Origin of the sequence: Zobellia sp. 1_MG-2023, from assembly GCF_030549125.1 — a bacterium.
GTDB classification, from domain to species: Bacteria; Bacteroidota; Bacteroidia; order Flavobacteriales; family Flavobacteriaceae; genus Zobellia; species Zobellia russellii.
In genome coordinates this window covers 616,468-643,164 of the sequence record NZ_JAUOSY010000001.1, presented here as the reverse complement: position 1 = coordinate 643,164, position 26,697 = coordinate 616,468, and the positions used below count along the sequence as shown (strand labels likewise).

The window sequence follows — 26,697 nt, the reverse complement described above, 5'->3', positions numbered from 1 at the left end:
GATCAAAAAATTAAATTGTTCTTAGATTTGAGTTTGTCAGTTTCTATGGCGTAAGCCGTTATAATTTTGGGTATGTTTTGCAGTGTTCTCACAAGATTTTCCATATTAATAAACCCATCTTGTTCTATTTTTAAAAAATAGTCTACATCTCGGTGTTCGGGCACCATGTGAAATGTTGTGAAAGAGGGTTCGTCCTTGAACAGCCCTTTTCTACTATTTGTGTCCTCTGCTAGACCGTTATTTGTGAATAGGGTCCAGTACCTATCGTTAATATCATCTTTCCATTCAAAAATGGGAACTGTAATATGACCGGTGAGGTCAAGGTCTTTGGGCGACCTTTTAAAGCTCGATTTTAAATGAAGATTGAGAGCGTAGGCTATGGCATAATCTTCAAGGCTACTATGCAACGCAACTAAATCGAATGTATCTTCGTAAAAGTCGTTCGTAATTTTATGTACTGCTACCATAGGGGCACAAAGTGGTAAAGATAATATTAATACCGTACAACGCCTAGATTAGATAAGGCTAAAACTATTTTTGAACAAACTATAACATTTTGGTTACATAAAATTACAATTTAAGACTTGTCCATCTTATCCTGTAATGCGTAATAGGCCCGTTTTGAAGCACGTTCCTCTGCCTTTTTTTTAGAAGTGGCCCTTGCTTTTGCCACTACCGTATCTGCAATAGTAAGTTTTACCGCAAAATGCTTTAACGCGTCATTACCAGTATCATCGTAAACGTCATAGTCAAACGTTTTTTTCTGTTTTTGGCACCATTCAATTACAAGACTCTTGTAGCTTATGACCTTACCTTCTAGTTGTTCTATGTCTACATAAGGCTCTATAACCTTTTGGTTAATGAACTTTTCGCAATACTTGTAGCCACGATCTAGATAGATGGCGCCTACCAACGCTTCAAAAACATTGCCATGTATGTTTTCTCCAAAATGGGATTTGGGAATACGACTTTTTACATAGTCTATGAGTCCTAAATCCTTACCAAGTTCGTTTAGATGTTTGCGGCTTACAATTTTTGAGCGCATCTTGGTAAGATAGCCTTCGTCTCCTTCGGGTACTTGATCATACAAGTGCTTGGAAATTATAGTTCCCAGCATGGAATCGCCTAAAAACTCTAGACGTTCATAGTTTAGAGGATTCCCGTCCTTGTCCTTTTCATTAGCGGAGCGGTGTATGAAAGCTTTTTTGTAAATAGCCAGCTTTCTAGGTTTAAAACCCAAAATAGAAGTCATTCCCCCAAAAAAATCCCCATCCTCTTTAGGATGGGAATTAAATATATTGGAAGGAAATCCCATACTGTATTACTCGCTAAATTTTTTGAAAATTACGCAGGCATTGTGACCACCAAACCCAAAGGTGTTGCTCAGGGCAACGTTTACGTCGCGCTTCTGGGCTTTGTTAAGGGTTAGGTTTAGTTTGGAATCTATATTCTCATCTACGGTAGTATGGTTTATAGTTGGAGGAACCAAACTATGTTGCATAGCTAAAATTGAAGCAATGGCCTCAATAGCCCCGGCAGCACCCAGTAAGTGGCCGGTCATTGATTTTGTAGAATTAATATTGATGTTAGGGGCATGGTCGCCAAAGACTTCACTAATAGCCTTTAGTTCTGCCACATCTCCAAGGGGAGTAGATGTACCATGCGTATTAATGGTATCTACATCTTCCGGTTTTAGACCAGCATCCCTTAAACAGTTTTTCATTACCTGTACCACTCCTATCCCGTCCGGGTGCGGTGCGGTCATGTGGTAGGCATCACTAGAAAGCCCTCCACCGGCAACTTCTGCATATATTTTTGCGCCACGCGCTTTGGCGTGTTCATACTCTTCTAGAATTAATGCACCTGCACCTTCACCCAAAACAAATCCGTCTCGGGTAGCATCAAACGGTCTAGAGGCCGTTTCAGGGCTATCATTTCTAGTAGATAAAGCGTGCATAGCTCCAAAACCACCCATACCTGCTATGGTTACTGCAGCTTCACTACCTCCAGTAACAACAACATCACAATGGCCTAAACGAATATAGTTTAGGGCATCGATCATGGCGTTGGCCGATGATGCACATGCAGAAACGGTGGTATAGTTAGGCCCCATAAAACCGTGCTTGATAGAAATATGCCCGGGAGCAATATCCGCAATCATTTTGGGTATAAAAAATGGATTGAACCTAGGGGTTCCGTCACCTTCCGCAAAGTTCATTACTTCGTTTTGAAAAGTCTCCAGACCACCAATACCGGCGCCCCAGATAACCCCAACACGAAACTTGTCTACTTCGTTAAGGTCAAGACCGGAATCTATAATGGCCTCATCCGAAGAGACCAAGGCATATTGTGCAAACCTATCTAGTTTTCTGGCCTCTTTGCGGTCAAAATGCTCTAGAGGGTCAAAATTCTTAAGCTCGCAGGCAAATTTTACCTTAAATTTTTCGGTATCGTAATAGGTAACGGGAGCAGAACCGCTCTTTCCGTTTTTAAGACCTTCCCAATATTCCTCAATATTGTTACCTATGGGAGTCAACGCACCCAACCCAGTAACTACAACTCGCTTTAATTGCATTGAACCTGATTTTTGGTTTACTTAGTAAGTCAAGCGTAAATTAAAAAAATTATCCATGCGATAATGGTTACCACATGGATAATTTTGAATCTCGTTCAAGAAATCATAAAGATTACTTCGCTTCTTCTATATAGCTAATGGCTTGGCCAACTGTTGCGATGTTCTCAGCTTGATCGTCGGGAATCTGAATATCAAATTCTTTCTCGAATTCCATGATCAACTCCACGGTATCCAAAGAATCGGCCCCTAGGTCGTTAGTAAAGCTAGCTTCCGTTACTACTTCGTTCTCATCCACACCTAATTTATCAACGATGATAGCTTTTACTCTTGATGCAATGTCTGACATAATAATATTGTTTTTAAAAAATTAAATTGGTTGCAAAAATAAAAAACTTTGGACTAAATCCACTATTTGTCGTTAAAATGTCTTGTAATTTATAAAATTTCAGGATAAGAGCGGTATTTTTGACCTAAATATTTTGCTACTTGTAACCTTATCTGCTGCATGAAAAACCTTGTATTACTCGCTTCCGGCTCTGGATCTAATGTTGAAAACATTGTTAAGTATTTTCAAGATAATCCTGAAGTGAACATTAGTGCCGTATTGACCAATAAAACTGGGGCAAAAGTTTTAGACAGGTGTAATAAGCTTAAAATTAACGGGTTATATTTTAACAGGACTGCTTTTTATGAAACGGAATGCGTGCTGAATATTATAAAATCGTTTAAACCGGATCTTATTGTGTTAGCGGGTTTTCTTTGGAAAGTACCCCAGAACTTGGTTGAGAATTTTCCTGATAAAATTGTAAATATTCACCCAGCGTTATTGCCAAAATACGGTGGCAAAGGTATGTACGGTAATCATGTACATGAAGCCGTTAGGGCCAATAATGAGACGGAAACCGGTATCACTATTCATTATGTAAATGAAAATTATGATGAGGGAGCTGTAATTAAGCAGGCAAAAACGTCAGTTTCTGCAGATGATACTGCGGAGAGTATAGCCGGAAAAGTACACGATCTCGAATACGAATATTTCCCAAAGGTTATAGCGCAACTATTAGAAGTAGAATAATGGCTAAAAAAGGAAAGTTCTATACGGTCTGGAAAGGGAAAAAACCTGGAATTTATGATTCTTGGGCAGCTTGTAAAGCTGCAATTACAGGATTTAAAGGGGCTCAGTACAAATCTTTTGAAACGTTTGAAAAGGCCAAAAAAGCCTTTAATGGTAATTATGAGGATTTTAAAGGAAAGAAAAAGGGGAAGCCTGTTTTAACGCCTGAACTTATACAAAGGTATGGAACGCCAAACTACAATTCCATTTCCGTAGATGCGGCCTCCAGCGGTAATCCAGGAATTATGGAGTACCAAGGAGTAGATACAAAAACGGGCAAAAAACTTTTTAGGCAAGGGCCCTTTCAGCAAGGCACTAATAATATAGGAGAGTTTTTGGCCATAGTACACGGGTTAGCTTTTTTAAAGAACAATAAGAGTAATAGGATTATTTATACAGATTCCCGTACGGCTATGAGTTGGGTGCGTAAAAAAACGTGCAATACTAAACTACAGGAAACACCTAAGAACAAAGAAGTTTTTGATTTGATTAGGAGAGCTTTGGAGTGGTTAAAAAACAATTCGTACAGCACCCCGATCGTTAAATGGGAAACTAAGGTGTGGGGAGAGATTCCTGCGGATTTTGGCCGCAAGTAGCGTTGAGTACAGGGCCACAAAGTATTTGGACAAAAAATTATAATCTATTTCTTTATAGACAATGCATTGCATCTCAGAAAACTGGCGTATAATGAGATGTGCAAAAATTGGAAAGGTAATATTCGCAAGCTTTTTTTGTAAGGGTATATTTGCACGTAATAGCGTTACAAAAGCGTATATTTGCAGCTTAAACTTAAAATTGCATGGGCAAACTTCTAATCGTGGGCACTGTTGCCTTTGACGAAATTGAAACTCCTTTCGGGAAAACCGATAAGATTTTGGGTGGTGCAGCAACTTTCATTGGTTTGGCGGCTTCCCAGTATAATGTAGAATCAGGAATCGTATCTATTGTGGGAGAAGACCTTCCGCAAGAATATTTAGATATTCTAACAAATAAGCAGATAGATCTTAGTGCTTTGGAAATTGTAAAAGGCGGAAAAACCTTTTATTGGAAAGGAAAGTACCACAACGATCTTAACTCTAGAGATACTTTAGCAACGGAATTGAATACCTTGGCCGATTTTAACCCTGTAGTATCCGAAGGGTTTAAAGATGCTGATGTAGTTATGTTGGGTAATCTGCACCCTAGTGTTCAGCTAAGCGTAATCAACCAAATGGAAAAACGACCAAAGTTGATAGTATTGGATACTATGAATTTTTGGATGGACAATGCGTTGCCAGAGTTAATGGAGGTCATTAAACATATAGATGTACTTACCATAAATGATGAAGAAGCAAGACAGTTGACCAATGAATACTCTTTGGTAAAGGCTGCAAAAGCTATTCAGCAAATGGGCCCAAAGTACTTGGTGATCAAAAAAGGAGAACATGGAGCGCTCTTGTTTCATGAGGAGAAAATTTTCTTTGCTCCGGCTTTACCTCTGGAAGAGGTGTTTGATCCAACAGGTGCGGGAGATACCTTTGCAGGAGGTTTTTCAGGATATTTGGCGGCCACTAACGACCTTTCGTTCAACAATATGAAAAATGCCGTTATCCACGGCTCTAATTTAGCATCGTTTTGTGTAGAACGATTTGGGACGGAGCGTATGCAAGATTTAAAAAGGGAAGAGGTTACTAAAAGGCTGCATCAATTTAAGGCCTTGACACAGTTTGACATAGAATTAAAATAATGACACGCCCCTATATTAGGGGCTTTTTTAATACGTAGATTTATAATGAGTGACGCGATTAAACATGAATGTGGTATTTCGGTAATACGGTTGCTTAAACCGTTGGAGTATTACAAAGAGAAGTACGGTACGGCCTTTTACGGGGTAAACAAGATGTATCTAATGATGGAAAAGCAGCACAACCGTGGTCAAGATGGTGCGGGCTTTGCAAGTATCAAGTTAGATACAGCTCCAGGGGAACGTTACATGAGCAGGGTGCGGTCTATTGCTCAACAACCTATACAGGATATCTTTGCGCAAATAAACGATCGTATTAATACCACGTTACAAGAGCACCCGGAATATGTAGATGATGTTGTGGCTCAGAAAAAGAACATACCTTATATAGGAGAAGTGCTATTGGGTCACGTGCGCTACGGTACTTTTGGGAAAAACAGTATAGAGAGTGTACATCCTTTCTTGAGGCAGAACAACTGGATGCACCGTAATATTATTGTTGCGGGTAACTTTAACATGACCAATGTACATGAGCTGTTCGATAATTTAATTCAGATCGGACAGCACCCAAAGGAAATGGCGGATACGGTAACCGTAATGGAGAAAATAGGTCATTTTTTAGATGATGCCGTTGCCAAACTCTACAAGCAAATAAAAAAGGAAGGATATACCAAGCAGGAAGCTTCACCTATCATAGCGGAACGTCTTAAGGTTCATAAGATACTAAAAAGAGCTGCCAAAAATTGGGATGGTGGTTATGCCATGGCCGGTCTTTTGGGGCATGGAGATGCCTTTGTTCTTAGGGATCCAGCAGGTATTAGGCCTACGTATTATTATCAAGATGATGAGGTTGTGGTAGTTGCTTCTGAGCGGCCTGCTATACAAACGGTATTTAATGTGCCTTACGAAGAGGTCAAAGAACTTGATCCTGGTAGTGCAATTATCATTAAAAAGGATGGCTCATCGTCAATCAATCAAATTTTAGAGCCTACAGAAAGAAAGGCATGTTCGTTTGAACGTATTTATTTTTCAAGGGGAAGTGATAAAGAAATCTATCAAGAACGAAAGATGTTGGGAAGATTGGTTTTTCCACAAATTCTCGAGTCAATAGATTATGATATTAAGAACACGGTTTTCTCATACATACCTAACACTGCGGAAACTTCCTTTTTTGGAATGGTTAGGGAGGCGCAAAACTATTTGAATAAGAGAAAAGAGGAGCAAATACTCTCTATTGGCTCAAAGATTACTAGTGAGGAGCTTCATGAAATTTTAGAGGTACGTCCAAGAATTGAAAAAGTAGCCATTAAAGATGCAAAGCTGCGCACCTTTATTACGCAAGACAGTAGCCGCGATGATTTGGTTACACATGTTTACGACATATCCTATGGTTCTGTAAAGAAGGGAGATAATCTGGTAATTATTGATGACAGTATCGTTAGGGGAACAACATTAAAAAAGAGTATCCTTAGGATATTGGACCGTTTATCGCCTAAAAAGATAATAGTTGTATCATCTGCACCACAAATTAGGTATCCGGATTGCTACGGTATTGATATGGCCAAATTAGAAGATTTTATTGCTTTTAGAGCGGCATTGGCCTTACATGAAGAACGTTTAACAATGAACGTTGTTGATGATATTTATGATAAATGTTTAGAGCAGGTAAGTAGCAAGGATAAGGATGTAGTGAATTACGTTAAAGAATTTTACGCACCTTTTACTCCAGAGGAAATATCCGCAAAAATTGGGGAGCTGCTTAGTCCGGAAGAGATTAAGGCCGAGGTAGAGATTATTTATCAAAGTGTGGAGGCGCTTCACGAAGCGTGTCCTAAGAATTTAGGTGACTGGTATTTTACCGGAGACTATCCTACCCCGGGTGGTAACCGAGTAGTAAATAAAGCCTTTATCAATTTTTACGAAGGCAAGAACGAACGTGCATACTAATTGGCTTTATCGGTGAAATGCACAAATAATGTATTTCATCGATAATATCCGCTACTTGGCGTTTTTTTAACCGCTTGGACGGAGGTCAGATTACATTTGAACTTGCCATAGCATAAGTAGGTTAAGTTCATGGTAAGATTTGGGGCAAAAAGGTGGAGTTTACTCCACCTTTTTATTTTCTACAAGTTTATGGGGCTACTTTTCTTCAGTTGTACGCTCCAATACAATATCAATTTTTAATGTGTTTAGACCTTAATGGTCTCCCTTTTTAAAGTTTCATCCCTTTAACCGATTTTTATACGCTTGGACAAAGATGTTTTTGTAGGGCTTAATGCGGTTGTATCTTTGGAGGACCATAGCATAAGTAGGTTAAGTTCATGGTAAGATTTGGGGAAAAAGGCGGAGTCTAACTCCGCCTTTTTATTTTCTACACTTTCCTCTTTTCATCATAAAGGATTTCTTCAAAATAGGGTTATAAGTTTTCCAATTCCGCTAAAAATTTTAAAAGGTAGTATTTGTGTTGATTTTGCATTTCAACTAGAGTTTTGATCGTTAGTCCAAAACCTTTTTTTTAGGAGCCATGTAGCACTACATTTGGAGAACCATAGCATAAGTAGGTTAAGTTCATGGTAAGATTTGGGGAAAAAAGGTGGAGCTTCGCTCCGCCTTTTTTATTGTCTAAACCCTTGTAAACACTAGCCTTTATGGTGTGTTCAGGCGTTTTTATGAGCAATTGAGGTAAAAAAAAACCCTAAATATTTCTTTTTTATTTCCCACAATACCAGTATTTTAGTATCGCCATAGCATAAGTAGGTTAAGTTTATGGTAAGATTTGGGACGAAAAGGGTGGAGACTTCTCCGCCCTTTTCTATTTTTAAACAACAAGAAAAAACCCATCCTGAAACAAATCAGGATGGGTTTTTTGTAAATATGAATTCTATTAAAGTATGCTGTGTTTCTTATTTGTTGGCAGCATATAGTTCAGCTACTTTGTCCCAATTAATAACGTTGAAAAAAGCGTTGATGTAATCAGGTCTTTTGTTTTGGTAGTTTAGGTAGTATGCATGCTCCCAAACATCTAGACCTAAAATAGGAAAACCGCTACAACCAGTATCCGGCATTAAAGGGTTATCTTGGTTTGGAGTAGAACATACTTCTACTTTTCCGCCTTTTTGTACACAAAGCCAAGCCCAGCCAGAACCAAAACGGGTTCCTGCAGCTCCGCTAAACTTTTCTTTAAAAGCGTCAAAAGAACCAAAAGCACTGTCAATAGCGTCAGCAAGTTCTCCTGAAGGTTTTCCGCCACCGTTAGGAGACATAATTTCCCAGAAAAGAGAGTGGTTGTAGAAACCGCCGCCATTATTTCTAACGGCACCGTTAGACATGTCTAGGTTTTCTAAGATGTCTTCAATAGACTTACCTTCCAATGCAGTTCCTTCAATAGCACCATTTAATTTGGTAGTATAACCATTGTGGTGTTTTGTATGGTGAATTTCCATTGTTCTAGCGTCAATATGTGGTTCTAATGCATCATATGCATAAGGTAATTTTGGTAGTTCAAAAGCCATTTTATATGTGTTTTTAGATTAAAATTTAGTGAAATCAAATTTACAGTTTTTAACATAGAAATTCACTAAATAATTTGTTAAGAACCTTTTTAGAATTAGTAATTTGCATAAAAAAGCACTTGCAACACAGCACTTTCAAAATATATAATGCCTCGGCAGGCTCTGGAAAGACACATACGTTAACCAAAGAATACCTTAAAATTGTTCTTTCCTCTGGCAATCGTTTTGGTAAAATTCTAGCTATCACATTTACCAATAAGGCGGTAAATGAAATGAAGCAGCGTATTTTGGAGAGTTTGTTCAAATTTGGGCAGGTAACTGATGAGGTTGGGGCGCCTCCTCTTTTTATTGATTTAATGCGCGAGTTGGGCATAGATGCAGATACACTTAGAAAACGAGCCCAACGCACCTTAAAGGAAATCCTGCACAACTATGCTTTTTTTGATATTTCTACCATTGATAAGTTTACCCATAGGTTAATACGAACCTTTGCCAAGGATTTAAAACTACCACAGAATTTTGAGGTTGTATTAGATACGGACCTATTATTGGACGAGGCCGTAGCAAAATTGGTTCATAAGGCGGGAACGGATAAACAGCTAACTCAGGTTTTGCTGGAATTTGCCCTAGAAAAAATAGATGATGATAAAAGTTGGGATATAGCGTATGACCTAGGTAATATTGGTAAGCTTCTTTTTAGGGAGAACCATGCCGAGCATCTCCAAAACTTGAGGGACAAGAACATAGAGGATTTTGTTAGCTTGAAAACAACCTTGAGGACCAGGATTAAGGCTACCCAAGAAAGTCTTGTTGGTTTTGCAGCCTTGGCCTTGCAATTGATAGAACAAAACGGACTTGAGTTTTCTGATTTTACAAGAGGGTACTTTCCAAAATTCATGGAAAAAATTTCAACGGGAGATTTGGCAATCGATTTTAACGCCGGATGGAAGCAAAATTTTGATGATACGGTACTTTATAACAAATCTACCGCTGACGCTACCAAGGCTACCCTAGATGAGCTACACCCCCAATTTTCCGAGATTTTTAATAAGATAAAGCACACTTTTTACGAACTAGCGTTTTTGAAAAATGCATATTCAAATCTAGTTCCTCTAACAGTTTTGAACGCTATACAGAGAGAGGTCAAAAGCTTACAGAACGAGCGGGACCAACTTTCAATAGCGGAATTCAACACCATTATATCCAAAGAAATAAAAAATCAACCTGCGCCCTTTATTTATGAGCGTTTGGGTGAAAAGTACCAACACTATTTTGTAGATGAATTTCAGGATACCTCTACATTACAATGGAACAATCTTATACCTCTTATTGGTCATGCCTTAGAGGGAGAGGACCTTCAGGGTAATAAAGGGTCTTTATTCTTGGTGGGCGATGCCAAACAGGCAATATATCGTTGGCGTGGCGGTAGGGCAGAGCAGTTCTTGGATTTGGTGAACAAGACGGTGAGTCCGTTTGCAATTCCCGCGCAAACAGAATCCCTGCCAACCAACTGGCGTAGCTATGATGAGGTCATTAAGTTCAATAACGACTTTTTTACGGCTACCAGTCCGTTTTTGAACGATGCTATGTACAATACCATGTTCGTAGATGGTAATCAACAAGGCTATAACTCCAAAAAAGGCGGCACCGTACAGCTTGCTTTTATTGAAAAGGTAGATGACAAGAGCAAGGACGAGCAGTATTGCAAGGAGGTTCTGAACACTATAGCGGAGGTGATCGATAAAAAATACGGCTACGAAGACATCTGTATTTTGGTGCGAGGGAATCGGCAAGGTGTAATGTTGGCAGATTTCCTCACACAGCAGAATATCCCTACTATATCTTCGGAGAGTCTTTTGTTGAGCAGTAGTGATAAAGTACGTTTTTTGGCCAATCTTATCGCCTATATAGGTAATCCGGGAAATTTGCAAATAGCTTATGACCTGTTGGCTTTTCTATCCGAAAGTAAAAATAACAGACATCAATATATATATGAAAATCTTAAAAGGGTAGACCAACTTTTTTTAAACGAATACAATCTTGATGTTAATGAGCTCAAACAACTGTCGGTCTATGATGGCTTGGAGAGGGTAATTCGCCAATGCCACTTGGTGGAGGGTTCTGATGCTTATATTACGTTTTTTATGGATTTTGTTCTTGATACCGAACAGAAGGAAGGTACAGGAATTCAGGCCTTTTTGAATCTCTGGGAAAAGAAGAAGGGCAAGCTTAGTATTTCGGCACCCGACAATATTGATGCCGTGCGTATAATGACCGTGCATAAATCCAAAGGACTGGAATTCCCTATTGTTATTTTTCCGTTTGCCAATGAGCATATTTACAAACGGATGGATAAAAAAATATGGCTTCCGCTTAATGCCGATGCTTTTGATGGGTTTGAAGAAATTCTGGTCACTGAAAAAAAAGAAGTTGAGAATTATGGGGCGGAGGCTGCGCAGATTTATTCAGAAGAAGAACATAAAATGGAATTGGATGCCCTTAACCTATTATATGTGGCATTAACACGGGCAGAGAAAGCACTTTATGTAATAACGGAAAAAGACCTTTCAAAAGGACAGCATAAAACCGATTATTATTCCGGTCTGTTCATTGAATATCTAAAAGGTAAGGGGTTATGGTCTGATGATGAACTGGTATATAATTTTGGAGTGTTGGAGGATGCCCCTATTGTTCACCAAACAAAGGAGCAACAGAAAATAGATTATAGTTATACGCATAAGGACCGGTCTAGTTTTAAAATATTGACCCGTTCGGGACTCCTGTGGGATACGGAAAGGGAGGCGGCCCTTTCAAAAGGAAACCTTATACATTATATATTAGGTTTTATAAATACGGAAGACGATATTGAACCTGCACTGCAGAAAGCGGTACAACAAGGGGAAATAGAAGGGCAGGAATTAGATAAGGTTAGAAACAAACTGCAACATGTGGTTAAGCACCCTAAACTTAACTCTTATTATAAGGATGGCTACACTTTTAAAAATGAAAAGGATATTATAACCGCCAAAGGTCAGATTTTGCGTCCGGATAGAGTAGTGTTAAAAGATAAGAAAGCAACACTTATAGATTATAAAACGGGAAAGACAAATCCCAAATACAAAGAACAGCTCTATTCCTATGCTGATGCCCTAACGGATATGGGCTATGTTGTAGAGAATAAAATCATTGTTTACATTAACGAAGAAGTAACACCAGAATTCATATAACTATATGTACGGAAAAATAAAGGAACATTTAGAAAAAGAACTTGCAAGTATAAAGGAAGAAGGCCTTTATAAAAGCGAAAGGATAATTACATCGCCGCAAGGGGCGGAAATTAAAATTTCAACAGGAGAAGAAGTCATTAACTTCTGTGCCAATAATTATTTGGGGCTATCATCTCACCCGGAAGTAATACAAGCGGCAAAGGATACTTTGGACAGTCACGGATTTGGGATGTCATCCGTACGTTTTATTTGTGGTACCCAAGACATCCATAAAGAGCTTGAAAAGAAAATAGCCGATTTCTACGGTACGGAAGATACCATATTATATGCTGCTGCCTTTGATGCCAATGGTGGAGTTTTTGAACCTTTGTTAACTGCCGAAGATGCCATAATATCTGATTCGCTTAATCATGCTTCTATTATTGACGGGGTTAGATTATGTAAGGCGAAGCGCTACCGCTATATGAATAGTGATATGCAGGATTTGGAAAAACAACTAAAACAGGCCAATGCAGATGATGCCCGTTTTAAAATCATTGTTACGGATGGTGTCTTCTCTATGGATGGGCTTGTTGCACCTTTGGATAAGATTTGTGATTTGGCCGAAAAGTATGATGCCATGGTCATGATAGATGAGTGTCATGCCACTGGGTTTATAGGTCCTACGGGAAAAGGTACGTTAGAGGAAAAGGATGTAATGGGCCGGATAGATATCATTACAGGTACTTTGGGCAAAGCTCTTGGAGGCGCCATGGGTGGGTATACCTCGGGTAAAAAAGAAATTATTGAGATTTTGCGGCAACGCTCAAGACCGTATCTATTCTCCAATTCCTTGGCGCCAGCCATAGTTGGGGCATCTATTAAGGTGTTTGAACTTTTGGAAAACGATACTTCTTTGCGTGATAAGGTACAGGCAAACGCCGCCTACTTTAAAAAGGAAATGACAGATGCTGGATTTGATATAATAGACGGAGAATCTGCCATTGTACCCGTAATGTTGTATGACGCTAAATTAGCGCAGGAAATGGCGAGCCGTTTGTTGGAAAAAGGAATTTATGTCATAGGGTTTTTCTACCCTGTAGTTCCTAAAGGTAAGGCAAGAATACGTGTTCAATTATCTGCTGCCCATGAAATCAGGCATTTAGACCGCGCAATAGGGGCTTTTATAGAGGTTGGGAAGGACTTAAAAATCGTTTAAATGCATTATTTACGGTATTAAATGCGTTAAAAAAAATAAGAAATTGATTTTGTTAATAATATTTAACAACTTACATTTGCAGCTAATAAACACTTAAACTTAAAAATTTTAACATGAAACATCTTAGCAAATTATTGGTTGTTGCTGTCCTTATTGTAGGCATCAATAACATACAAGCGCAAGACGAGAATAATCCATGGCAAGTACAGTTCGGAGTAAATGCCATAGATGTGTATCCGACAAGCGATGACAATTTCCCGACTCAGACTAGTTCTTTCGGTAATGAGCTTTTCAACGCTTCTGATCACTGGAATATTCTTCCTTCTATTTCTTATGTTGGTGTGTCTAGATCTGTAGGTGACGGTCTTTCTGTAGGCGTTAGAGGATCTTTGAACAAAATCAGTAAATTAGGAGATATAGGAGTTGACGATCTTTCGCACTACGCTTTAGATGGTACTATCAAATATAACTTCCTTGATCAAAAAGTGGTTGACCCGTTCGTAGAAATAGGTGGTGGTTACACTTGGGTTGATGAAATTGGTGCTGGTACTGTTAACGGTGGTGTTGGTGTAAACTTCTGGTTTACTGAAAACATCGGTCTTACTGTACAGACTACTTACAAGCACGCTTTTGAAGATTACGGTCGTAAGCACTGGCAACATTTAGCAGGTATCTCTGTTAAGTTTGGTGGTACTGATACTGACGGTGACGGTGTATATGACAAAGATGATGCTTGTCCAGAAGTTGCTGGTCTAGAAGCTTTCAATGGTTGTCCTGATGCAGACGGTGACGGAATCGAAGACAGCAAAGATGCTTGTCCTAACGAAGCTGGTTCAAAAGAAATGAACGGTTGTCCTGATGCTGACGGTGACGGTGTTGCTGATAAAGATGATAAATGTCCTAACGAAGCTGGATTGGCTAACTTAGCTGGTTGTCCTGATGCTGACGGTGACGGTGTTGCCGATGGTGACGATGAGTGTCCTAACGAAGCAGGTCCTGCTGAGAACAAAGGTTGCCCATGGCCTGATACTGATGGTGACGGTGTATTGGACAAAGATGATAAATGTCCAGATGTTGCAGGTACTGTAGCTAACGCTGGTTGTCCTGAAGTTACTGAAGAAGTACAGAAGCAATTGAATGACTACGCTAGAACTATCTTGTTCGATACAGGTAAGTCTTCTATCAAAGCTGAGTCTACTTCTGTAATGGTTGACATCATCACTATCTTAAAAGAGTACCCAACTGCTAAATTTACAGTAGAAGGTCACACAGATAGCGTTGGTAGCCAGAAATTGAACCAAAGCCTTTCTGAGTCAAGAGCACTTTCTGTAAAAGAGTTCTTAGTAGATAAAGGTATTGAAGAGTTCAGATTGTCTGCTATCGGTTACGGTGAAGACAAGCCAATCGCTTCTAACAACACAAGAAGTGGTAGAAAAGAAAACAGAAGAGTTGAGATTAACTTAGTAAAGTAATTCTCCTCACTAAATAAGTTTAAAAGCCCTGACATTTGTCAGGGCTTTTTTTATTTTTGACTATGCAGAGTTTTCTAGAAGAAGTAGTCAAAGAGGTTTGGGAAAAACACAGTTCGCACGAGCATATTGTTTTTGTGCTTCCAAGCAAGCGTGCAGGTACTTTCCTTAAAAATGCCATAGCAAAATCTGCTAACAGCACTTTTTTTGCACCTGAGATTTATAGTATTGAAACTTTTATCGAAAAGATTTCGGGTCTTTCCTATGCCAGTAACACGCAACAGCTGTTCATTTTATACAATACGTACCTAAAGGAAACTTCACAAGAGAAGGATAGTTTCTATAGTTTTTCTAATTGGGCACAAACTCTTTTACAGGATTTTAATGAGATAGACAGGTATTTGGTTGATGCCAAAAAGCTATTTTCCAATCTAGCGGCTATCCAAGAAGTAACCCATTGGTCGCTTCAAAAGGAGAAAACCAAAATGATGGAGGATTACCTCCGTTTTTGGAATAATCTAGAATCTTTGTACGACAGCTTCAACAATGCATTACTCAGCATAGGTTTAGGGCATCAAGGTTTGGTATACCGTAAGGCCCATTCTGAACTGGATGGATATTTAAAGGATAATCAAGAGAAATTTTTCGTTTTCATCGGGTTCAATGCGTTGAACACTGCGGAGACCAAAATTATTCAACATATTCTTGATCACGCCCCATCCGATATATATTGGGATATTGATTCGTACTTTCTAAATGACCCTGTTCATGATGCGGGATTCTTTCTAAGACAACATCTAAAAACTTGGCCTTACCTTAAAGAAAATGCCCTTAAAGGAGTTAGTTCCCACTATTTAGGGGATAAGCAGATTAATGTAGTAGGTGTACCAAGAAACGTTTCACAGGCCAAATATACCGCGTATTTACTTGAGCGTATTCATGCGGAAAAGGCTGTAGATTTAAAACGAACCGCAGTAGTATTGGGAGATGAATCATTGTTGAACCCCATTCTGAACTCCATACCCGAGTGTATCGAGAATGTGAACGTTACCATGGGGTATCCTTTGAACAAGATTCCTTTGGCCAGTTTGTTCGATCAATTTTTGAATCTATATATAAACAGAAATGATCAAGGATGGTTCTATCAGAATATACTAGCGTTTTTGGCGCACCCGTACGTACACGTACTTTTAGGAGGCGATAATCGGGGAAATGAACAATCTCTTGAGGAGGTCATAAAAAATAAGAATTGGGTCTATGTTACTACGGAGCATATTAAACAGGCAGAGGGTAGTGTTGCCGTTGCCTCCAAGTTACTTTTTCATGAACATACCCCTACACCAAAGGAAATTCTAGAACATTGCTTACAGATAATAGCTGGGCTTAAGGACAAATTACATGATTCTAAAGATGCGTTATCCTTAGAATATTTATATAGATACTTTAATTTGTTTAACCAATTATCAGAGCTGGTAGGGAAGTATGATTTTATTACAGACCTAAAATCTTTGTTGGGCCTCTATCGCGAATTATTGTCTTCCGAGACCTTGGATTTTCAAGGTGAACCGTTGGAGGGGCTTCAGGTTATGGGGATGTTGGAAAGCCGCAATCTAGATTTTGAGACAGTAATTATTACATCGGTTAATGAAGGTATTCTTCCTTCCGGAAAATCTAATAATTCTTTTATTCCGTTCGATTTAAAAGTGCAGTTGGGGTTGCCTACATTTAAGGAGAAAGATGCGGTTTATACTTATCACTTTTATAGGCTATTGCAACGCGCAAAAAATATCTACATACTTTATAATACAGAGCCGGATGTTTTGGAAGGTGGTGAGCGTAGTAGGCTTATAAACCAGCTGCTAACGGATGAGAACAGAAGCGCTACGATTAATGAAAGTGTAGCATCGCCCTCCATTTCACCTAAACACCACACATTAGAATCTATTGAAAAGGACAATAGTTTAATTGAACTTATCAAGGCCCATGCGCTAAAAGGGTTTTCACCAACATCTTTAAGTAACTATGTTCGTAACCCTATCGATTTTTATAAAAGAAATTTATTAGGAATAGATGATGTACTTGAGGTTGAGGAAACTATCGCTGCCAATACCTTTGGGACTATAGTACATGATACCCTAGAAGAGCTTTATACCCCTTTTATTGGAAAAATACTAAGCGAGGAAATATTGGTCCAAGCAAAAACCAGAGTTGCGGAATTGGTTAAAAAGCATTTTGCCAAGACCTATTTGGACGGCGATATTTCAAGAGGAAAAAACCTGATTGCCTTTAATGTGGTATTACGATACATAGAAAATTTCATCAACCTAGAAATTGCGGATGTCAAAAAGCATCAAATAAAAATAGTAGGGTTGGAGGCCAATCTAAAAATTTCATTGGATATTCCGGAAGTGAGTTTTCCGGTAAATTTAAAAGGGAAGTTAGATAGAATAGATGAAGTAGATGGGGTCCTAAGAATCATTGATTATAAAACGGGAAGTGTTGATCGAGGTCAATTGGAAATTGTAGACGGTGTATCCATAACTTCAGACTATAAATTCAGTAAAGCTTTTCAACTGCTTTGTTACGCTACAATGTACGCTTCGGAACACCCTAAGGTGCTTATGGAAGCAGGAATCATATCGTTTAAAAAACTAAGTTCCGGTGTGTTAAAGTTTGCCACAAAGGATAAAGCGGGCAACGGCGCAAAAAAAGAAACAAAAATAGGGAAAGAAACCCTTTCCCTATTTTATACAGAGCTAACCGCCCTAATCACTGAAATTTGTAACATTCAAGTCCCCTTTACGGAGAAGGAAGTATAACCTCCTAACTCATGGAAATCTTATTTTTTGTCCGGCCTAGTAGGTCTTACCTCAATTTTGCTTGGTAAAGTACGAGGGTTCATTTTTAATAAATCCAGAACAAGTTCTCCAATATCTTCGGGCTGTATTTTCCAGGCATCTTTTTCGTCGGGTTCGTTACCGGCAAATTCCGTGGCCACAGAACCGGGCATAATGGTAGATACTTTTATATCATACTTTCGTAAATCCAACATGGCCGCTTGGGTAAATCCAACTACACCAAACTTAGTGGCATTATAACCCGTACCCGATGCAAAGAAATTGGTGCCCGCTAAACTGGCCAAGGTTATATAATACCCTTTTGATTTCTTTAAAGCCTCAACCGAAGCTTTTAGCGTATGAAAAACACCACTTAGGTTAGTGTCTATCATCTTGTGCCAAGCATCGTCCTCAAGTTCGTCTACAGGCGCAAAATATCCTACTCCCGCATTGGCCAAAACTACGTCTAACTGCCCCCATTGGTCCAATATCTTTTTAACGGCCGCTTTCTCGTCACTTATTTTAGAAACATCTGAGGCCAAAGCCAGCACCCGGTCTTGGGCACTAAGCTGTTTTGCGGCTTCTTGTACAGTGCTTAATGTTCGCCCGCTTATGGCTACTTTAGCTCCCGCCTCTAATAGTTTTACGGCAACACCGTAACCTATACCTTTTGAGCCTCCTGTTATATAAACTACTTTATTCTTTAGGTCCATTTGTTATTTTTTTATAAAAATAATTCTCTCAAAAGACCAAAAAAAGTTGGGAGCGTTATTCTTTTCTTAAATAAGAAGTTATCCGTTCTAAAACGGGGGTAAAATCATTCAGATGATACTATTTATGCAATTTTAACAAGCTAAATTGTTAATATTTGCATTGACTTTAGCGCTTGAGTGCTGATTCTATAATTTTTCTTGTCTATGCCAGAATAGAAACCTATTTTAGGGGTTTAAGGTTGTTTTACCAACAACGGAAAATAGGTTCTTGTCTATAGGAATTAGTATAAGCCAGAAAAAACGATATAAAGTGAGCAAATTTTTAGATGATAATTTCTTACTGGAAAGTAAGCAGGCACAGTCACTCTATCATGAGTATGCGGCTCAAATGCCTATCATAGATTACCATAACCACCTCCCGCCGAAAGATTTAGCGGAAAACCGGGTTTTTGGGAATATAACCAGTGCCTGGATCAACGGCGACCATTATAAATGGAGGGCGATGAGGACTCTTGGTATAAATGAAAAATACATTACCGGAAATGCTTCCGATAAGGAAAAGTTCATGAAATGGGCCGAAGCTGTTCCGCATACTATGAGAAACCCTTTATACCATTGGACACATCTTGAACTTTCAAGATATTTTGGTATTACGGATACATTGAGCGGAAAAAATGCTTCTGCAGTTTATGATGCTACCACAGAAATGCTACAATCTTCAGAATTTACTTCTAGGGGACTGATCAGTAAGATGAATGTAACTACACTCTGTACTACAGAGGATCCTACTGATACTTTGGAGTATCACCAACAATTGGCAAAAAGCGACTTTACTACTAAGGTAAGTACCGCATTTAGACCTGATAAAGCTATTTTAATTGGAAGCGAAACCTATAACGAATACATAGATAGTTTAGAGAAGGCTTCCGAGTGTGATATTACTTCGTATGATGAGTTATGCGATGCATTGCGGAAACGTATCGAATTTTTTAATTCTAACGGCTGTTTCGTGTGCGACCACGGATTATCTCACCTATATGCAGAGGACTTTACGGAGGCCGAAGTAAAAACAATATTCAAGAAAAGAAGGGAAGGTGCAGAAATAAGCCCTAAAGAGGCCGTAAAATTTCAGAGTGCCATCCTATTATACCTATCGGAAACCTATCATGAATTTGGTTGGGTACAACAGTTTCATTTGGGAGCATTGCGTAATAACAATACAAGAATGTTATCTGAACTTGGCCCGGATACGGGTTGGGATTCCATTGGCGACTATACACAGGCCGAAAGCTTATCTAAATTTCTTGATACGCTAGACAGTAAAGATAAACTTACCAAAACCATATTGTATAATCTCAATCCGCGCGATAATGCCTTAATGGCAACTATGGCAGGTAATTTTAATGATGGTAGTGTAAAAGGAAAAGTCCAATGGGGTTCCGGATGGTGGTTTTTAGACCAAAAAGACGGTATGATCGATCAGATCAATACCCTTTCCAACATGGGGCTCATAAGCTGTTTTGTAGGTATGCTAACAGATTCAAGAAGTTTCCTTTCTTTTCCTAGACATGAGTATTTCCGTCGTATACTTTGCAATCTTTTCGGTAACGAAATGGCAAAAGGAGAATTGCCTAACGATATGGAATGGATAGGTAAAATGGTGCAAAATATCTGCTACAATAACGCTAAAGAGTACTTTGATCTCTAATTTGGTTGTCCTATGAAATTAAATCTAAAATTTGTTTTTTTCTGTCTTGGAATACTCATAGTCAGTGGTTGTGGGGACCTTGGTGGCAACCGTACCATTCGCTTGGCACATGGCTTGGATGTAAACCACTCCGTACATAAGGCCATGGTTAAAATGGGCGAAGACCTAAAAGAAATTTCTGGAGGCAAGATGTTGTTGGAAATCTATCCCAATCAACAATTGGGTACCGAACGTCAATGTTTGGAACTGTTGCAAATAGGAAGTCTGGATATGACCAAGGTGTCTGTTGGAACTTTGGAAAACTTTGCTCCTAAAATGAAAGTGCTAGGTCTGCCCTTCCTTTTCCGGGATAGACAACATTCCTTTGATGTACTTGATGGGCCCATTGGTCAGGAATTGTTGAACGATGGCGAAAAATATTGGCTTAAAGGGCTAGGGTATTATGATGCGGGAAGCCGTAGTTTTTACACTAAAGACAGACCTGTTAACAATCCGGATGACCTAGAGGGATTAAAGATTAGGGTAATGGAGAGTGTCACGGCCATGGATATGGTTAAGGACCTTGGAGGTTCACCAACTCCTATTTCTTGGGGAGAACTGTACACGGCATTACAACAGGGAGTTGTAGATGGGGCAGAGAACAACCCGCCTAGCTTCTACTTGTCCAGACATTATGAAGTTTGCAAATTTTACACCTTGGACGAACATACCGTATTGCCGGATGTACTCTTGGCAGGCACACATTTGTGGGATAGCCTATCAGAAGAAGAGCAAGGTTGGCTAAAGAAAGCGGTTGATGGCTCTATTGGTTACCAGCGTAAATTATGGGCAGAATCCGAAGATGAAGCACTGGCCGAAGTTGAAAAAGCAGGTGTGGAAATCATAAGACCGGACAAAACACTCTTTTCGGAAAAAATAAAAGACTCGTTCAACAAATACAAAGATGACGAGGTCATTTATAAATTGATTCAAGAAATACAAGCAACCAAATAATATGGAATTAAGGAAAAGCATAGACAAAGCCTTGGCCTATTTTCTCGTTACGATAATGGGAGTTATGGTCTTAAATGTATTATGGCAGGTGTTCAGCAGGTTTTTGTTGGGTTCACCTAGTTCGTTTACGGATGAGCTTGCCAGATATTTAATGATTTGGATCGGTATTTTGGGTGCGGCATACGTATCGGGCAAGAACCTTCATGTAGCCATAGACGTATTACCAAAACGTTTTAGCTTGGCAACCCAAAAGAAATTACAGTTAGTGGTGCATTGGCTGGTCATCTTATTTAGTCTTGGGGCTTTGGTTATTGGTGGTTCCCGTTTGGTTTATATCACACATGTGTTAGATCAGCATTCACCGGCACTGCAAGTACCACTGTCCTTGGTTTACCTTGTTATCCCTATAAGCGGTGTGCTTATCATCTATTATAAAATATCTGACCTTCTTAAAGACTAAGTATTATGGAGTATTTACCAATTTTAGTTTTGGTGCTAAGTTTTGTGGTTTTGTTGGCCATAGGAACCCCTGTTGCATGGAGTATTGCCATATCTTCCGTTCTTACCATGTTGGTTAGCATTCCCGTGTTACCGGCCTTTACTACGGTTTCTCAGCGTATAGGTACCGGTCTGGATAGTTTTGCACTATTGGCCATACCATTGTTTATACTTTCGGGAGAACTTATGAATAAAGGGGGTATTGCACATAGGTTAATTGCTTTTGCAAAAACCTTGGTAGGCGCTTTGCCCGGTGGGCTGGCATTGATCAATATTGTTTCTGCCATGCTTATGGGCGCCATTGCTGGTTCATCTATGGCGGCAGCCTCTGCTATGGGAAGTATTTTGGGGCCTGAAATGGAGCGAGAAGGATACTCTAGGGAGTTTGGTGCGGCCGTAAATATAACTGCGGCTACTACAGGTCTCGTTATTCCACCAAGTAATGTACTTATTGTCTATTCTTTGGCAAGTGGTGGGGCCTCTATTGCCGCATTGTTCTTAGCTGGGTATATTCCCGGTATTTTAACGGGACTCTTTCTTATGATAGTGGCTTCATTTTGGGCAAAGAAAAAAGGCTATAAAGTAGGAAAACGTAGTTCTTTTAAAGAGATTTTTAGAACCCTTGTTGATGCTTTGCCAAGTTTGTTCATGCTTGTAGTGGTCATAGGTGGTATTGTAATTGGTGTTTTTACTGCAACGGAAGCTTCGGCCATAGCCGTACTATATAGTTTGCTGTTGGGCTTTTTCTACAAGGAAATATCATTTGACAGGCTCCCTAAAATTCTTTTGGACTCCGCTTCAACAACGGCTATTGTTATGTTACTGATTGGTGCTTCCATGAGTATGTCTTGGGCTTTATCTTACGAGAATATTCCACAAGAAATCAGCTCTGGGCTTTTGGGGATTAGCGATAACAAAATTGTTATACTACTTATCATAAACCTACTATTATTGTTTGTAGGTATTTTTATGGATATGACGCCTGCCGTACTGATTTTTACACCTATATTTTTGCCGGTAGTAACCAAATTAGGCCTAGACCCGGTACATTTTGGAATCATTATGGTACTTAACCTTTGTATAGGGCTTTGTACACCGCCAGTGGGCTCGGTTCTCTTTGTTGGGGTAGGTATTGCCAACACCACTATAGAAAAAGTGATAAAACCGCTGTTTCCACTTTTTATAGCCATGATAATTGCACTGTTTCTTGTGACTTACATTCCGCAACTTAGTTTATGGTTGCCAAGTTTGTTTGATTTATAGAAACTAGAAAGGTTCCAAAACTGGCAATTGCGAAGAGGGTTTTTAGAAAATCAGCTTGGCAATTGTTAGTTTTTTTATGGGATTTATTCAAGATCAACAGAATTATAACGGCTTAACACAACGGTAATAAACCCCTAAAGTTAAGGTCATGACAGATAAGTGATTAAAGGGCATCTTTGCCCCGCGATATCCGGCATACGTTCTTATTTGAATTAGCTTGAATAGAATTTAACCGATGGGGACATCGGTTTTTTTGGCTTCGGACGGTACTGATTTTTTCTTGTCCTTCAAAAAATTACTGTACCACATGCCTGAAGCTTTAATGGTGCGTTTTAGAGTTGTAAAATCAATATGCACCAAACCAAACCTGGGATAATAGCCCTCTGCCCATTCAAAGTTATCGGTAAAGGTCCATACAAAATACCCGGATATTTTTAGTCCTTCGGTCTGTGCCCTATGAACCTGTTTCAGGTAGTTTTGTAAATATGAAGTTCGTTCTTTATCATTTATATGTTCACCTTCTAAAGAGTCTTCAAAAGCGGCCCCATTTTCGGTAATAAATATCTTTTTAACTCCTTTATAACCGTTGAATTTTTTCAGCATCTCATAAATACTTGGGGGATAAACTTCCCAATCCATTAATGTGGTCTGAACATTTCTTTCCGGTGCCTTTACAATTTTCGCCCTTAAATAAGGTACGGTATAACTGTGCCTAACAACTTCTCTGGTATAATTTTGAATACCGATAAAATCAAACTCAAAAATACTGTTTTGAGCGTCTTCCGGTCTTTGGTATTTTTTTATTTTCCTGAGAACGGGAATACTTTCATCCGGATAACCCAAGCCCAAACTGGGCTCGATAAAAAGGCGGTTCAGAAGAGCATCGGCCTTGTCCGCTGCTTTTACGTCCTTTCTACTATGGGACCGAGGAGAAATCTGTGAGCAGGAAAAAGTGGTTCCTATGAAGGCGTTGGGTACCATCTTACGAAGTAACCGCCCGCCCAGAGCTTGGCATAGTACAGCATGGTGAATGGCAGGCAGAAAGTTTTTGAGTCCCTTTTTACCAGGAGCATGTATCCCTAAAAAGTAACCTGCTCCGGTAAATACCATTGGCTCGTTTAGAACCATCCAATTTTTTACCCGATCACCAAACGCGTTGGCACAAATAGTCACATAATGTTCAAACCAGTCCAAGATTTTTCTATTTGCCCAACCTCCCAATTGTTCTAAATTTTGAGGCAGATCCCAATGGTATAGAGTTACCCAAGGCGTAATGCCGCATTTAAGGCAAAAACTTATTACATCATTATAGAATGCTATTCCTTTTTGGTTTACTTCACCGGTACCGTCCGGAAGAATTCTTGTCCATGATATTGAAAACCTGTAGTGTTCAATATTCATGGATTTCATTAAAAGGATATCATCTTTATATCTATGGTAGAAATCGCAGGTTATTTCTGCATGTTGATTTTCATAAATGGTACCTTTTTTAGTGACAAATTCGTCCCAAATAGACTTTCCTTTTCCATCTGCCGTATGGGCTCCCTCAATTTGGTAAGCTGCTGTGGATACGCCCCAAACAAAATCTTCTCCAAAATCATCAGGTTGCAAGTCAAAAGCTGATTGCGCACTCGTATTCGCCATTTAAAATTATTTGCCGGTGTAAGTAGATAATGATTCTTCCAAAACGGATTCAATTATCTCATCTGTATTATCTGGGTAGTGCACATCTAGCTTGGTATTGGTATCTATCCAAGATTTAATTTTATCCAGATGCTTCAGTTTTAAAGATTTAACAACAGGAACCCCCATTTCCTTTAATGCCGCTGCATTACACTGCTGTTCATATTGGCCTTTCATAGGAATTACCAATAATTTTTTTTGCATGTGCAAAGCTTCTGCCGGCGTTTCAAAACCGGCGCCGCAAAGGACTCCTTTGCTATTTGCCATGCTGTTTACAAAAGCTTCATTGGTTATTGGGCTAATGGTAATATTATTGGAAAATATCTCTTTCTGGTTGTGCTTAGAGAACACTTGCCATTTAACATCCTTTATTTGCGATAGCATTTTAAGCAATTTTTCATCGCTATAGGAGGGCAGGTACACGGTATAATGTTCGCCCAAAGTTCTTGTGGTAGACCTTATGTCCTGCCTAATAATGGGAGTAAAGATTCTATCATCATATGCTTTAAAGTGAAAGCCGTACTGTGTAGTAGAGGGTGCATATTTCTCAAGAATGAGCTTTCCTAAGTGGTCTTTTTGTTTTGGTTTTGGTGCGTGACGCGATAAGACCGCCGCTTGATGGCTAAGGGCTATACAAGGCAGGTTTTTTGCTTTACACGCCCATGCGGAAATGGGTTCAAAATCATTAATGACCAAATCATACGCCGCAACCGGAACGCTTTTAATTTCTTTTTTTATTCTAGCCGAGTTGGTTTTGGCATAGGTACGCCACATATCCACACCCCCTTTTTTTCCAAAAATAAAACTCCATCCGCTCAATTGGTATTTAACGGGATAGGGTAGTTTAATATCCGCTTGGGTACCACTTACCAGTAAATCTAGCTCAATGTTATTTTTTTTTAGGGATGGTATAATATCCCGGGCTCTACTTAAATGCCCGTTTCCAGTACCTTGTATCGCATAGAGTACTTTCATCTACTGTTCTTTTTGGGGTTGGTCATTTTTTTACTTTTGAGGCTACCATGTCATTAAACTCGGACATTAGGCTTTGAAAAAGTTCTTTTTTCTCCAGCATGTCAACATGGTCATTGCTATCCGAGTTGTACGCCTGTATGTACAAATCATCTTCATATTTATAGAGTTTCCATTCTCCATGGGAATATTCAAGCGCGGTAAGGTTTTCTATCCAATCACCGGAATTCAGGTACATCACCTTGCCGTTTTCCGTTTCTATGGATTTAATCTCAGGTTGATGGATGTGTCCGCATATTACATAATCAAATTCATTCTCTATGGCAATATCCGCAGCGGTCCGCTCAAAGTTGTTAATGAACTTTACGGCAGATTTTACACTGTTCTTTATTTTCTTGGACATGGAAACAGGCCCCTTTCCCAATTTTTTGTAGCAAAAGTTTACCGCACTGTTAATAACAATAAGGGTGTCATAACCAATGGCCCCTAATTTGGCCAACCATTTGGAATGTTGCATGGTAACATCAAAAACATCCCCATGAAAGATCCAAGCTTTTCTGCCATGAACGTTTAGTACCAACTTATTTACTATACTAAAAGAACCTAGTTTAAAGCCGGAAAATTTACGCATCATTTCATCATGGTTACCGGTAATGTAATGCACTTTTACGCCTTTGGTAATCCATTCCATTAGCAGTTTTACCACTTTCATGTGCGATTTTGGCCAGTATCGTTTATTAAACTGCCATATATCAACAATATCACCGTTCAATACTACTTGCTTTGGGTTTATGGATTTTAGATACTTGATCAATTCCTTGGCTTGACATCCATAAGTTCCAAGGTGTATGTCCGAAATGACAACAATATCTACGGGTCTTTTTTTCATTGTATGGAGGGGTAGCTACGCTTTCTTATTTTCTTGAATTTTAAGGGCGAAAAGTAGCTTCTAAGTTGTGAGATTAGAAGGTTTACCACAAGAGTGGACAAGTATACAAGAACTATTTTCATATAGAGAAAACAAGTTTGGATAAAGATTGGTCTTTTAGTTTACTCGTTCGTAAACTGTAGATTAACAATTTGTTAGCTAATCTTTACATTTGGAGCTGCACTTTTTTGAGCATAAAAAAAACCGATGCTGAGACGTGCACCGGTTTTACTAAACTAACTCAAACTAGATTAACTCAAATAATCACAGCGCAAAATTCG

21 protein-coding genes are annotated in these 26,697 nt (G+C 39.1%); 12 read left to right on the top strand and 9 right to left on the bottom strand.

What is annotated here, in order from left to right:
* Window positions 1-2: 2 nt before the first annotated feature.
* The 4 genes from Q4597_RS02585 to Q4597_RS02570 form a co-directional block, all read right to left on the bottom strand.
* Window positions 3-467 carry an IPExxxVDY family protein gene (locus Q4597_RS02585; protein ID WP_215437014.1) on the bottom strand — a complete coding sequence of 155 codons (465 nt, stop codon included), beginning with the start codon at window positions 465-467 and terminating at the stop codon, window positions 3-5.
* 110 nt (window positions 468-577) lie between these two features.
* Entirely contained in the window at window positions 578-1,315 is a 738-nt protein-coding gene (rnc, locus tag Q4597_RS02580) for a ribonuclease III (RefSeq protein WP_289037608.1), read from the bottom strand.
* A 6-nt stretch (window positions 1,316-1,321) separates the two neighbouring features.
* Entirely contained in the window at window positions 1,322-2,575 is a 1,254-nt protein-coding gene (gene fabF / locus Q4597_RS02575; protein WP_215913534.1) for a beta-ketoacyl-ACP synthase II, read from the bottom strand.
* A gap of 112 nt (window positions 2,576-2,687) precedes the next feature.
* The gene (locus Q4597_RS02570; protein WP_008269813.1) at window positions 2,688-2,921 is read right to left on the bottom strand and encodes an acyl carrier protein; all 234 of its coding nucleotides are present in this window, start codon (window positions 2,919-2,921) and stop codon (window positions 2,688-2,690) included.
* 159 nt (window positions 2,922-3,080) lie between these two features.
* Here Q4597_RS02570 and Q4597_RS02565 point away from each other — a divergent pair, with 159 nt between their 5' ends.
* From Q4597_RS02565 to Q4597_RS02550, 4 genes are all read left to right on the top strand, one after another.
* Window positions 3,081-3,650 (top strand): phosphoribosylglycinamide formyltransferase, encoded by a 570-nt coding sequence (locus Q4597_RS02565; protein ID WP_303404627.1) that lies wholly within the window; start codon window positions 3,081-3,083, stop codon window positions 3,648-3,650.
* The gene (locus Q4597_RS02560; protein ID WP_215437023.1) at window positions 3,650-4,285 is read left to right on the top strand and encodes a viroplasmin family protein; all 636 of its coding nucleotides are present in this window, start codon (window positions 3,650-3,652) and stop codon (window positions 4,283-4,285) included. Before Q4597_RS02565 ends, Q4597_RS02560 begins: the two co-directional genes overlap by 1 nt.
* A 203-nt stretch (window positions 4,286-4,488) precedes the next feature.
* The gene (locus tag Q4597_RS02555) at window positions 4,489-5,415 is read left to right on the top strand and encodes a PfkB family carbohydrate kinase (protein ID WP_215437025.1); all 927 of its coding nucleotides are present in this window, start codon (window positions 4,489-4,491) and stop codon (window positions 5,413-5,415) included.
* A gap of 45 nt (window positions 5,416-5,460) precedes the next feature.
* Entirely contained in the window at window positions 5,461-7,359 is a 1,899-nt protein-coding gene (locus Q4597_RS02550) for an amidophosphoribosyltransferase (RefSeq protein WP_215913537.1), read from the top strand.
* Window positions 7,360-8,318: 959 nt separating this feature from the next.
* On the opposite strand, the gene Q4597_RS02545 is transcribed toward Q4597_RS02550, so the two are convergent.
* Window positions 8,319-8,927, bottom strand: a complete 609-nt coding sequence (locus tag Q4597_RS02545; protein WP_215437030.1) for a superoxide dismutase — start codon at window positions 8,925-8,927, stop codon at window positions 8,319-8,321.
* A 119-nt stretch (window positions 8,928-9,046) separates the two neighbouring features.
* On the opposite strand from Q4597_RS02545, the gene Q4597_RS02540 reads away from it, so the two are divergent.
* The 4 genes from Q4597_RS02540 to Q4597_RS02525 all read left to right on the top strand — a co-directional run bounded on the left by Q4597_RS02540 (window position 9,047) and on the right by Q4597_RS02525 (window position 17,640).
* On the top strand, window positions 9,047-12,154 hold the full coding sequence (locus tag Q4597_RS02540) for an exodeoxyribonuclease V subunit beta (protein WP_303404626.1): 3,108 nt from the start codon (window positions 9,047-9,049) through the stop codon (window positions 12,152-12,154).
* Window positions 12,155-12,158: 4 nt separating this feature from the next.
* On the top strand, window positions 12,159-13,352 hold the full coding sequence (gene kbl, locus Q4597_RS02535) for a glycine C-acetyltransferase (RefSeq protein WP_303404625.1): 1,194 nt from the start codon (window positions 12,159-12,161) through the stop codon (window positions 13,350-13,352).
* A gap of 113 nt (window positions 13,353-13,465) precedes the next feature.
* Window positions 13,466-14,824, top strand: coding sequence for an OmpA family protein (locus Q4597_RS02530; protein ID WP_215437037.1), 1,359 nt, complete (start codon window positions 13,466-13,468; stop codon window positions 14,822-14,824).
* A 62-nt stretch (window positions 14,825-14,886) separates the two neighbouring features.
* On the top strand, window positions 14,887-17,640 hold the full coding sequence (locus Q4597_RS02525; protein ID WP_303404624.1) for a PD-(D/E)XK nuclease family protein: 2,754 nt from the start codon (window positions 14,887-14,889) through the stop codon (window positions 17,638-17,640).
* A 20-nt stretch (window positions 17,641-17,660) separates the two neighbouring features.
* Here Q4597_RS02525 and Q4597_RS02520 read toward each other — a convergent pair whose 3' ends face one another.
* The gene (locus Q4597_RS02520) at window positions 17,661-18,371 is read right to left on the bottom strand and encodes an SDR family oxidoreductase (protein ID WP_303404623.1); all 711 of its coding nucleotides are present in this window, start codon (window positions 18,369-18,371) and stop codon (window positions 17,661-17,663) included.
* A 310-nt stretch (window positions 18,372-18,681) separates the two neighbouring features.
* Between Q4597_RS02520 and uxaC the strand changes: the two genes are divergently transcribed.
* From uxaC to Q4597_RS02500, 4 genes are read left to right on the top strand one after another with little or no spacing between them, the layout of a single operon-like run.
* The gene (gene uxaC, locus Q4597_RS02515; protein ID WP_215437044.1) at window positions 18,682-20,079 is read left to right on the top strand and encodes a glucuronate isomerase; all 1,398 of its coding nucleotides are present in this window, start codon (window positions 18,682-18,684) and stop codon (window positions 20,077-20,079) included.
* A gap of 12 nt (window positions 20,080-20,091) precedes the next feature.
* Window positions 20,092-21,072: a TRAP transporter substrate-binding protein gene (locus Q4597_RS02510; protein WP_303404622.1), complete on the top strand. Its 981-nt coding sequence runs from the start codon at window positions 20,092-20,094 to the stop codon at window positions 21,070-21,072.
* Window position 21,073: 1 nt separating this feature from the next.
* The gene (locus tag Q4597_RS02505) at window positions 21,074-21,532 is read left to right on the top strand and encodes a TRAP transporter small permease (protein ID WP_289037568.1); all 459 of its coding nucleotides are present in this window, start codon (window positions 21,074-21,076) and stop codon (window positions 21,530-21,532) included.
* A 5-nt stretch (window positions 21,533-21,537) separates the two neighbouring features.
* Complete coding sequence (locus Q4597_RS02500; RefSeq protein WP_215437051.1) at window positions 21,538-22,833, top strand: TRAP transporter large permease; 1,296 nt, start codon at window positions 21,538-21,540, stop codon at window positions 22,831-22,833.
* A gap of 228 nt (window positions 22,834-23,061) precedes the next feature.
* Here Q4597_RS02500 and Q4597_RS02495 read toward each other — a convergent pair whose 3' ends face one another.
* The 3 genes from Q4597_RS02495 to Q4597_RS02485 are packed head-to-tail and all read right to left on the bottom strand — an operon-like array spanning window position 23,062 to window position 26,377.
* Complete coding sequence (locus Q4597_RS02495) at window positions 23,062-24,477, bottom strand: GH1 family beta-glucosidase (protein WP_303404621.1); 1,416 nt, start codon at window positions 24,475-24,477, stop codon at window positions 23,062-23,064.
* Window positions 24,478-24,483: 6 nt separating this feature from the next.
* Complete coding sequence (locus Q4597_RS02490; protein WP_303404620.1) at window positions 24,484-25,491, bottom strand: glycosyltransferase family protein; 1,008 nt, start codon at window positions 25,489-25,491, stop codon at window positions 24,484-24,486.
* A gap of 22 nt (window positions 25,492-25,513) precedes the next feature.
* Window positions 25,514-26,377, bottom strand: coding sequence for a UDP-2,3-diacylglucosamine diphosphatase (locus Q4597_RS02485; RefSeq protein WP_303404619.1), 864 nt, complete (start codon window positions 26,375-26,377; stop codon window positions 25,514-25,516).
* Between the last annotated feature and the right edge of the window lie 320 nt (window positions 26,378-26,697).

Coding starts and splice junctions, on each gene's coding strand:
- Q4597_RS02585 (WP_215437014.1), bottom strand. CDS start 467: ATGGTAGCAGTACATAAAATTACGAACGACTTTTACGAAGATACATTC.
- rnc (WP_289037608.1), bottom strand. CDS start 1,315: ATGGGATTTCCTTCCAATATATTTAATTCCCATCCTAAAGAGGATGGG.
- fabF (WP_215913534.1), bottom strand. CDS start 2,575: ATGCAATTAAAGCGAGTTGTAGTTACTGGGTTGGGTGCGTTGACTCCC.
- Q4597_RS02570 (WP_008269813.1), bottom strand. CDS start 2,921: ATGTCAGACATTGCATCAAGAGTAAAAGCTATCATCGTTGATAAATTA.
- Q4597_RS02565 (WP_303404627.1), top strand. CDS start 3,081: ATGAAAAACCTTGTATTACTCGCTTCCGGCTCTGGATCTAATGTTGAA.
- Q4597_RS02560 (WP_215437023.1), top strand. CDS start 3,650: ATGGCTAAAAAAGGAAAGTTCTATACGGTCTGGAAAGGGAAAAAACCT.
- Q4597_RS02555 (WP_215437025.1), top strand. CDS start 4,489: ATGGGCAAACTTCTAATCGTGGGCACTGTTGCCTTTGACGAAATTGAA.
- Q4597_RS02550 (WP_215913537.1), top strand. CDS start 5,461: ATGAGTGACGCGATTAAACATGAATGTGGTATTTCGGTAATACGGTTG.
- Q4597_RS02545 (WP_215437030.1), bottom strand. CDS start 8,927: ATGGCTTTTGAACTACCAAAATTACCTTATGCATATGATGCATTAGAA.
- kbl (WP_303404625.1), top strand. CDS start 12,159: ATGTACGGAAAAATAAAGGAACATTTAGAAAAAGAACTTGCAAGTATA.
- Q4597_RS02530 (WP_215437037.1), top strand. CDS start 13,466: ATGAAACATCTTAGCAAATTATTGGTTGTTGCTGTCCTTATTGTAGGC.
- Q4597_RS02525 (WP_303404624.1), top strand. CDS start 14,887: ATGCAGAGTTTTCTAGAAGAAGTAGTCAAAGAGGTTTGGGAAAAACAC.
- Q4597_RS02520 (WP_303404623.1), bottom strand. CDS start 18,371: ATGGACCTAAAGAATAAAGTAGTTTATATAACAGGAGGCTCAAAAGGT.
- Q4597_RS02510 (WP_303404622.1), top strand. CDS start 20,092: ATGAAATTAAATCTAAAATTTGTTTTTTTCTGTCTTGGAATACTCATA.
- Q4597_RS02505 (WP_289037568.1), top strand. CDS start 21,074: ATGGAATTAAGGAAAAGCATAGACAAAGCCTTGGCCTATTTTCTCGTT.
- Q4597_RS02500 (WP_215437051.1), top strand. CDS start 21,538: ATGGAGTATTTACCAATTTTAGTTTTGGTGCTAAGTTTTGTGGTTTTG.
- Q4597_RS02495 (WP_303404621.1), bottom strand. CDS start 24,477: ATGGCGAATACGAGTGCGCAATCAGCTTTTGACTTGCAACCTGATGAT.
- Q4597_RS02490 (WP_303404620.1), bottom strand. CDS start 25,491: ATGAAAGTACTCTATGCGATACAAGGTACTGGAAACGGGCATTTAAGT.
- Q4597_RS02485 (WP_303404619.1), bottom strand. CDS start 26,377: ATGAAAAAAAGACCCGTAGATATTGTTGTCATTTCGGACATACACCTT.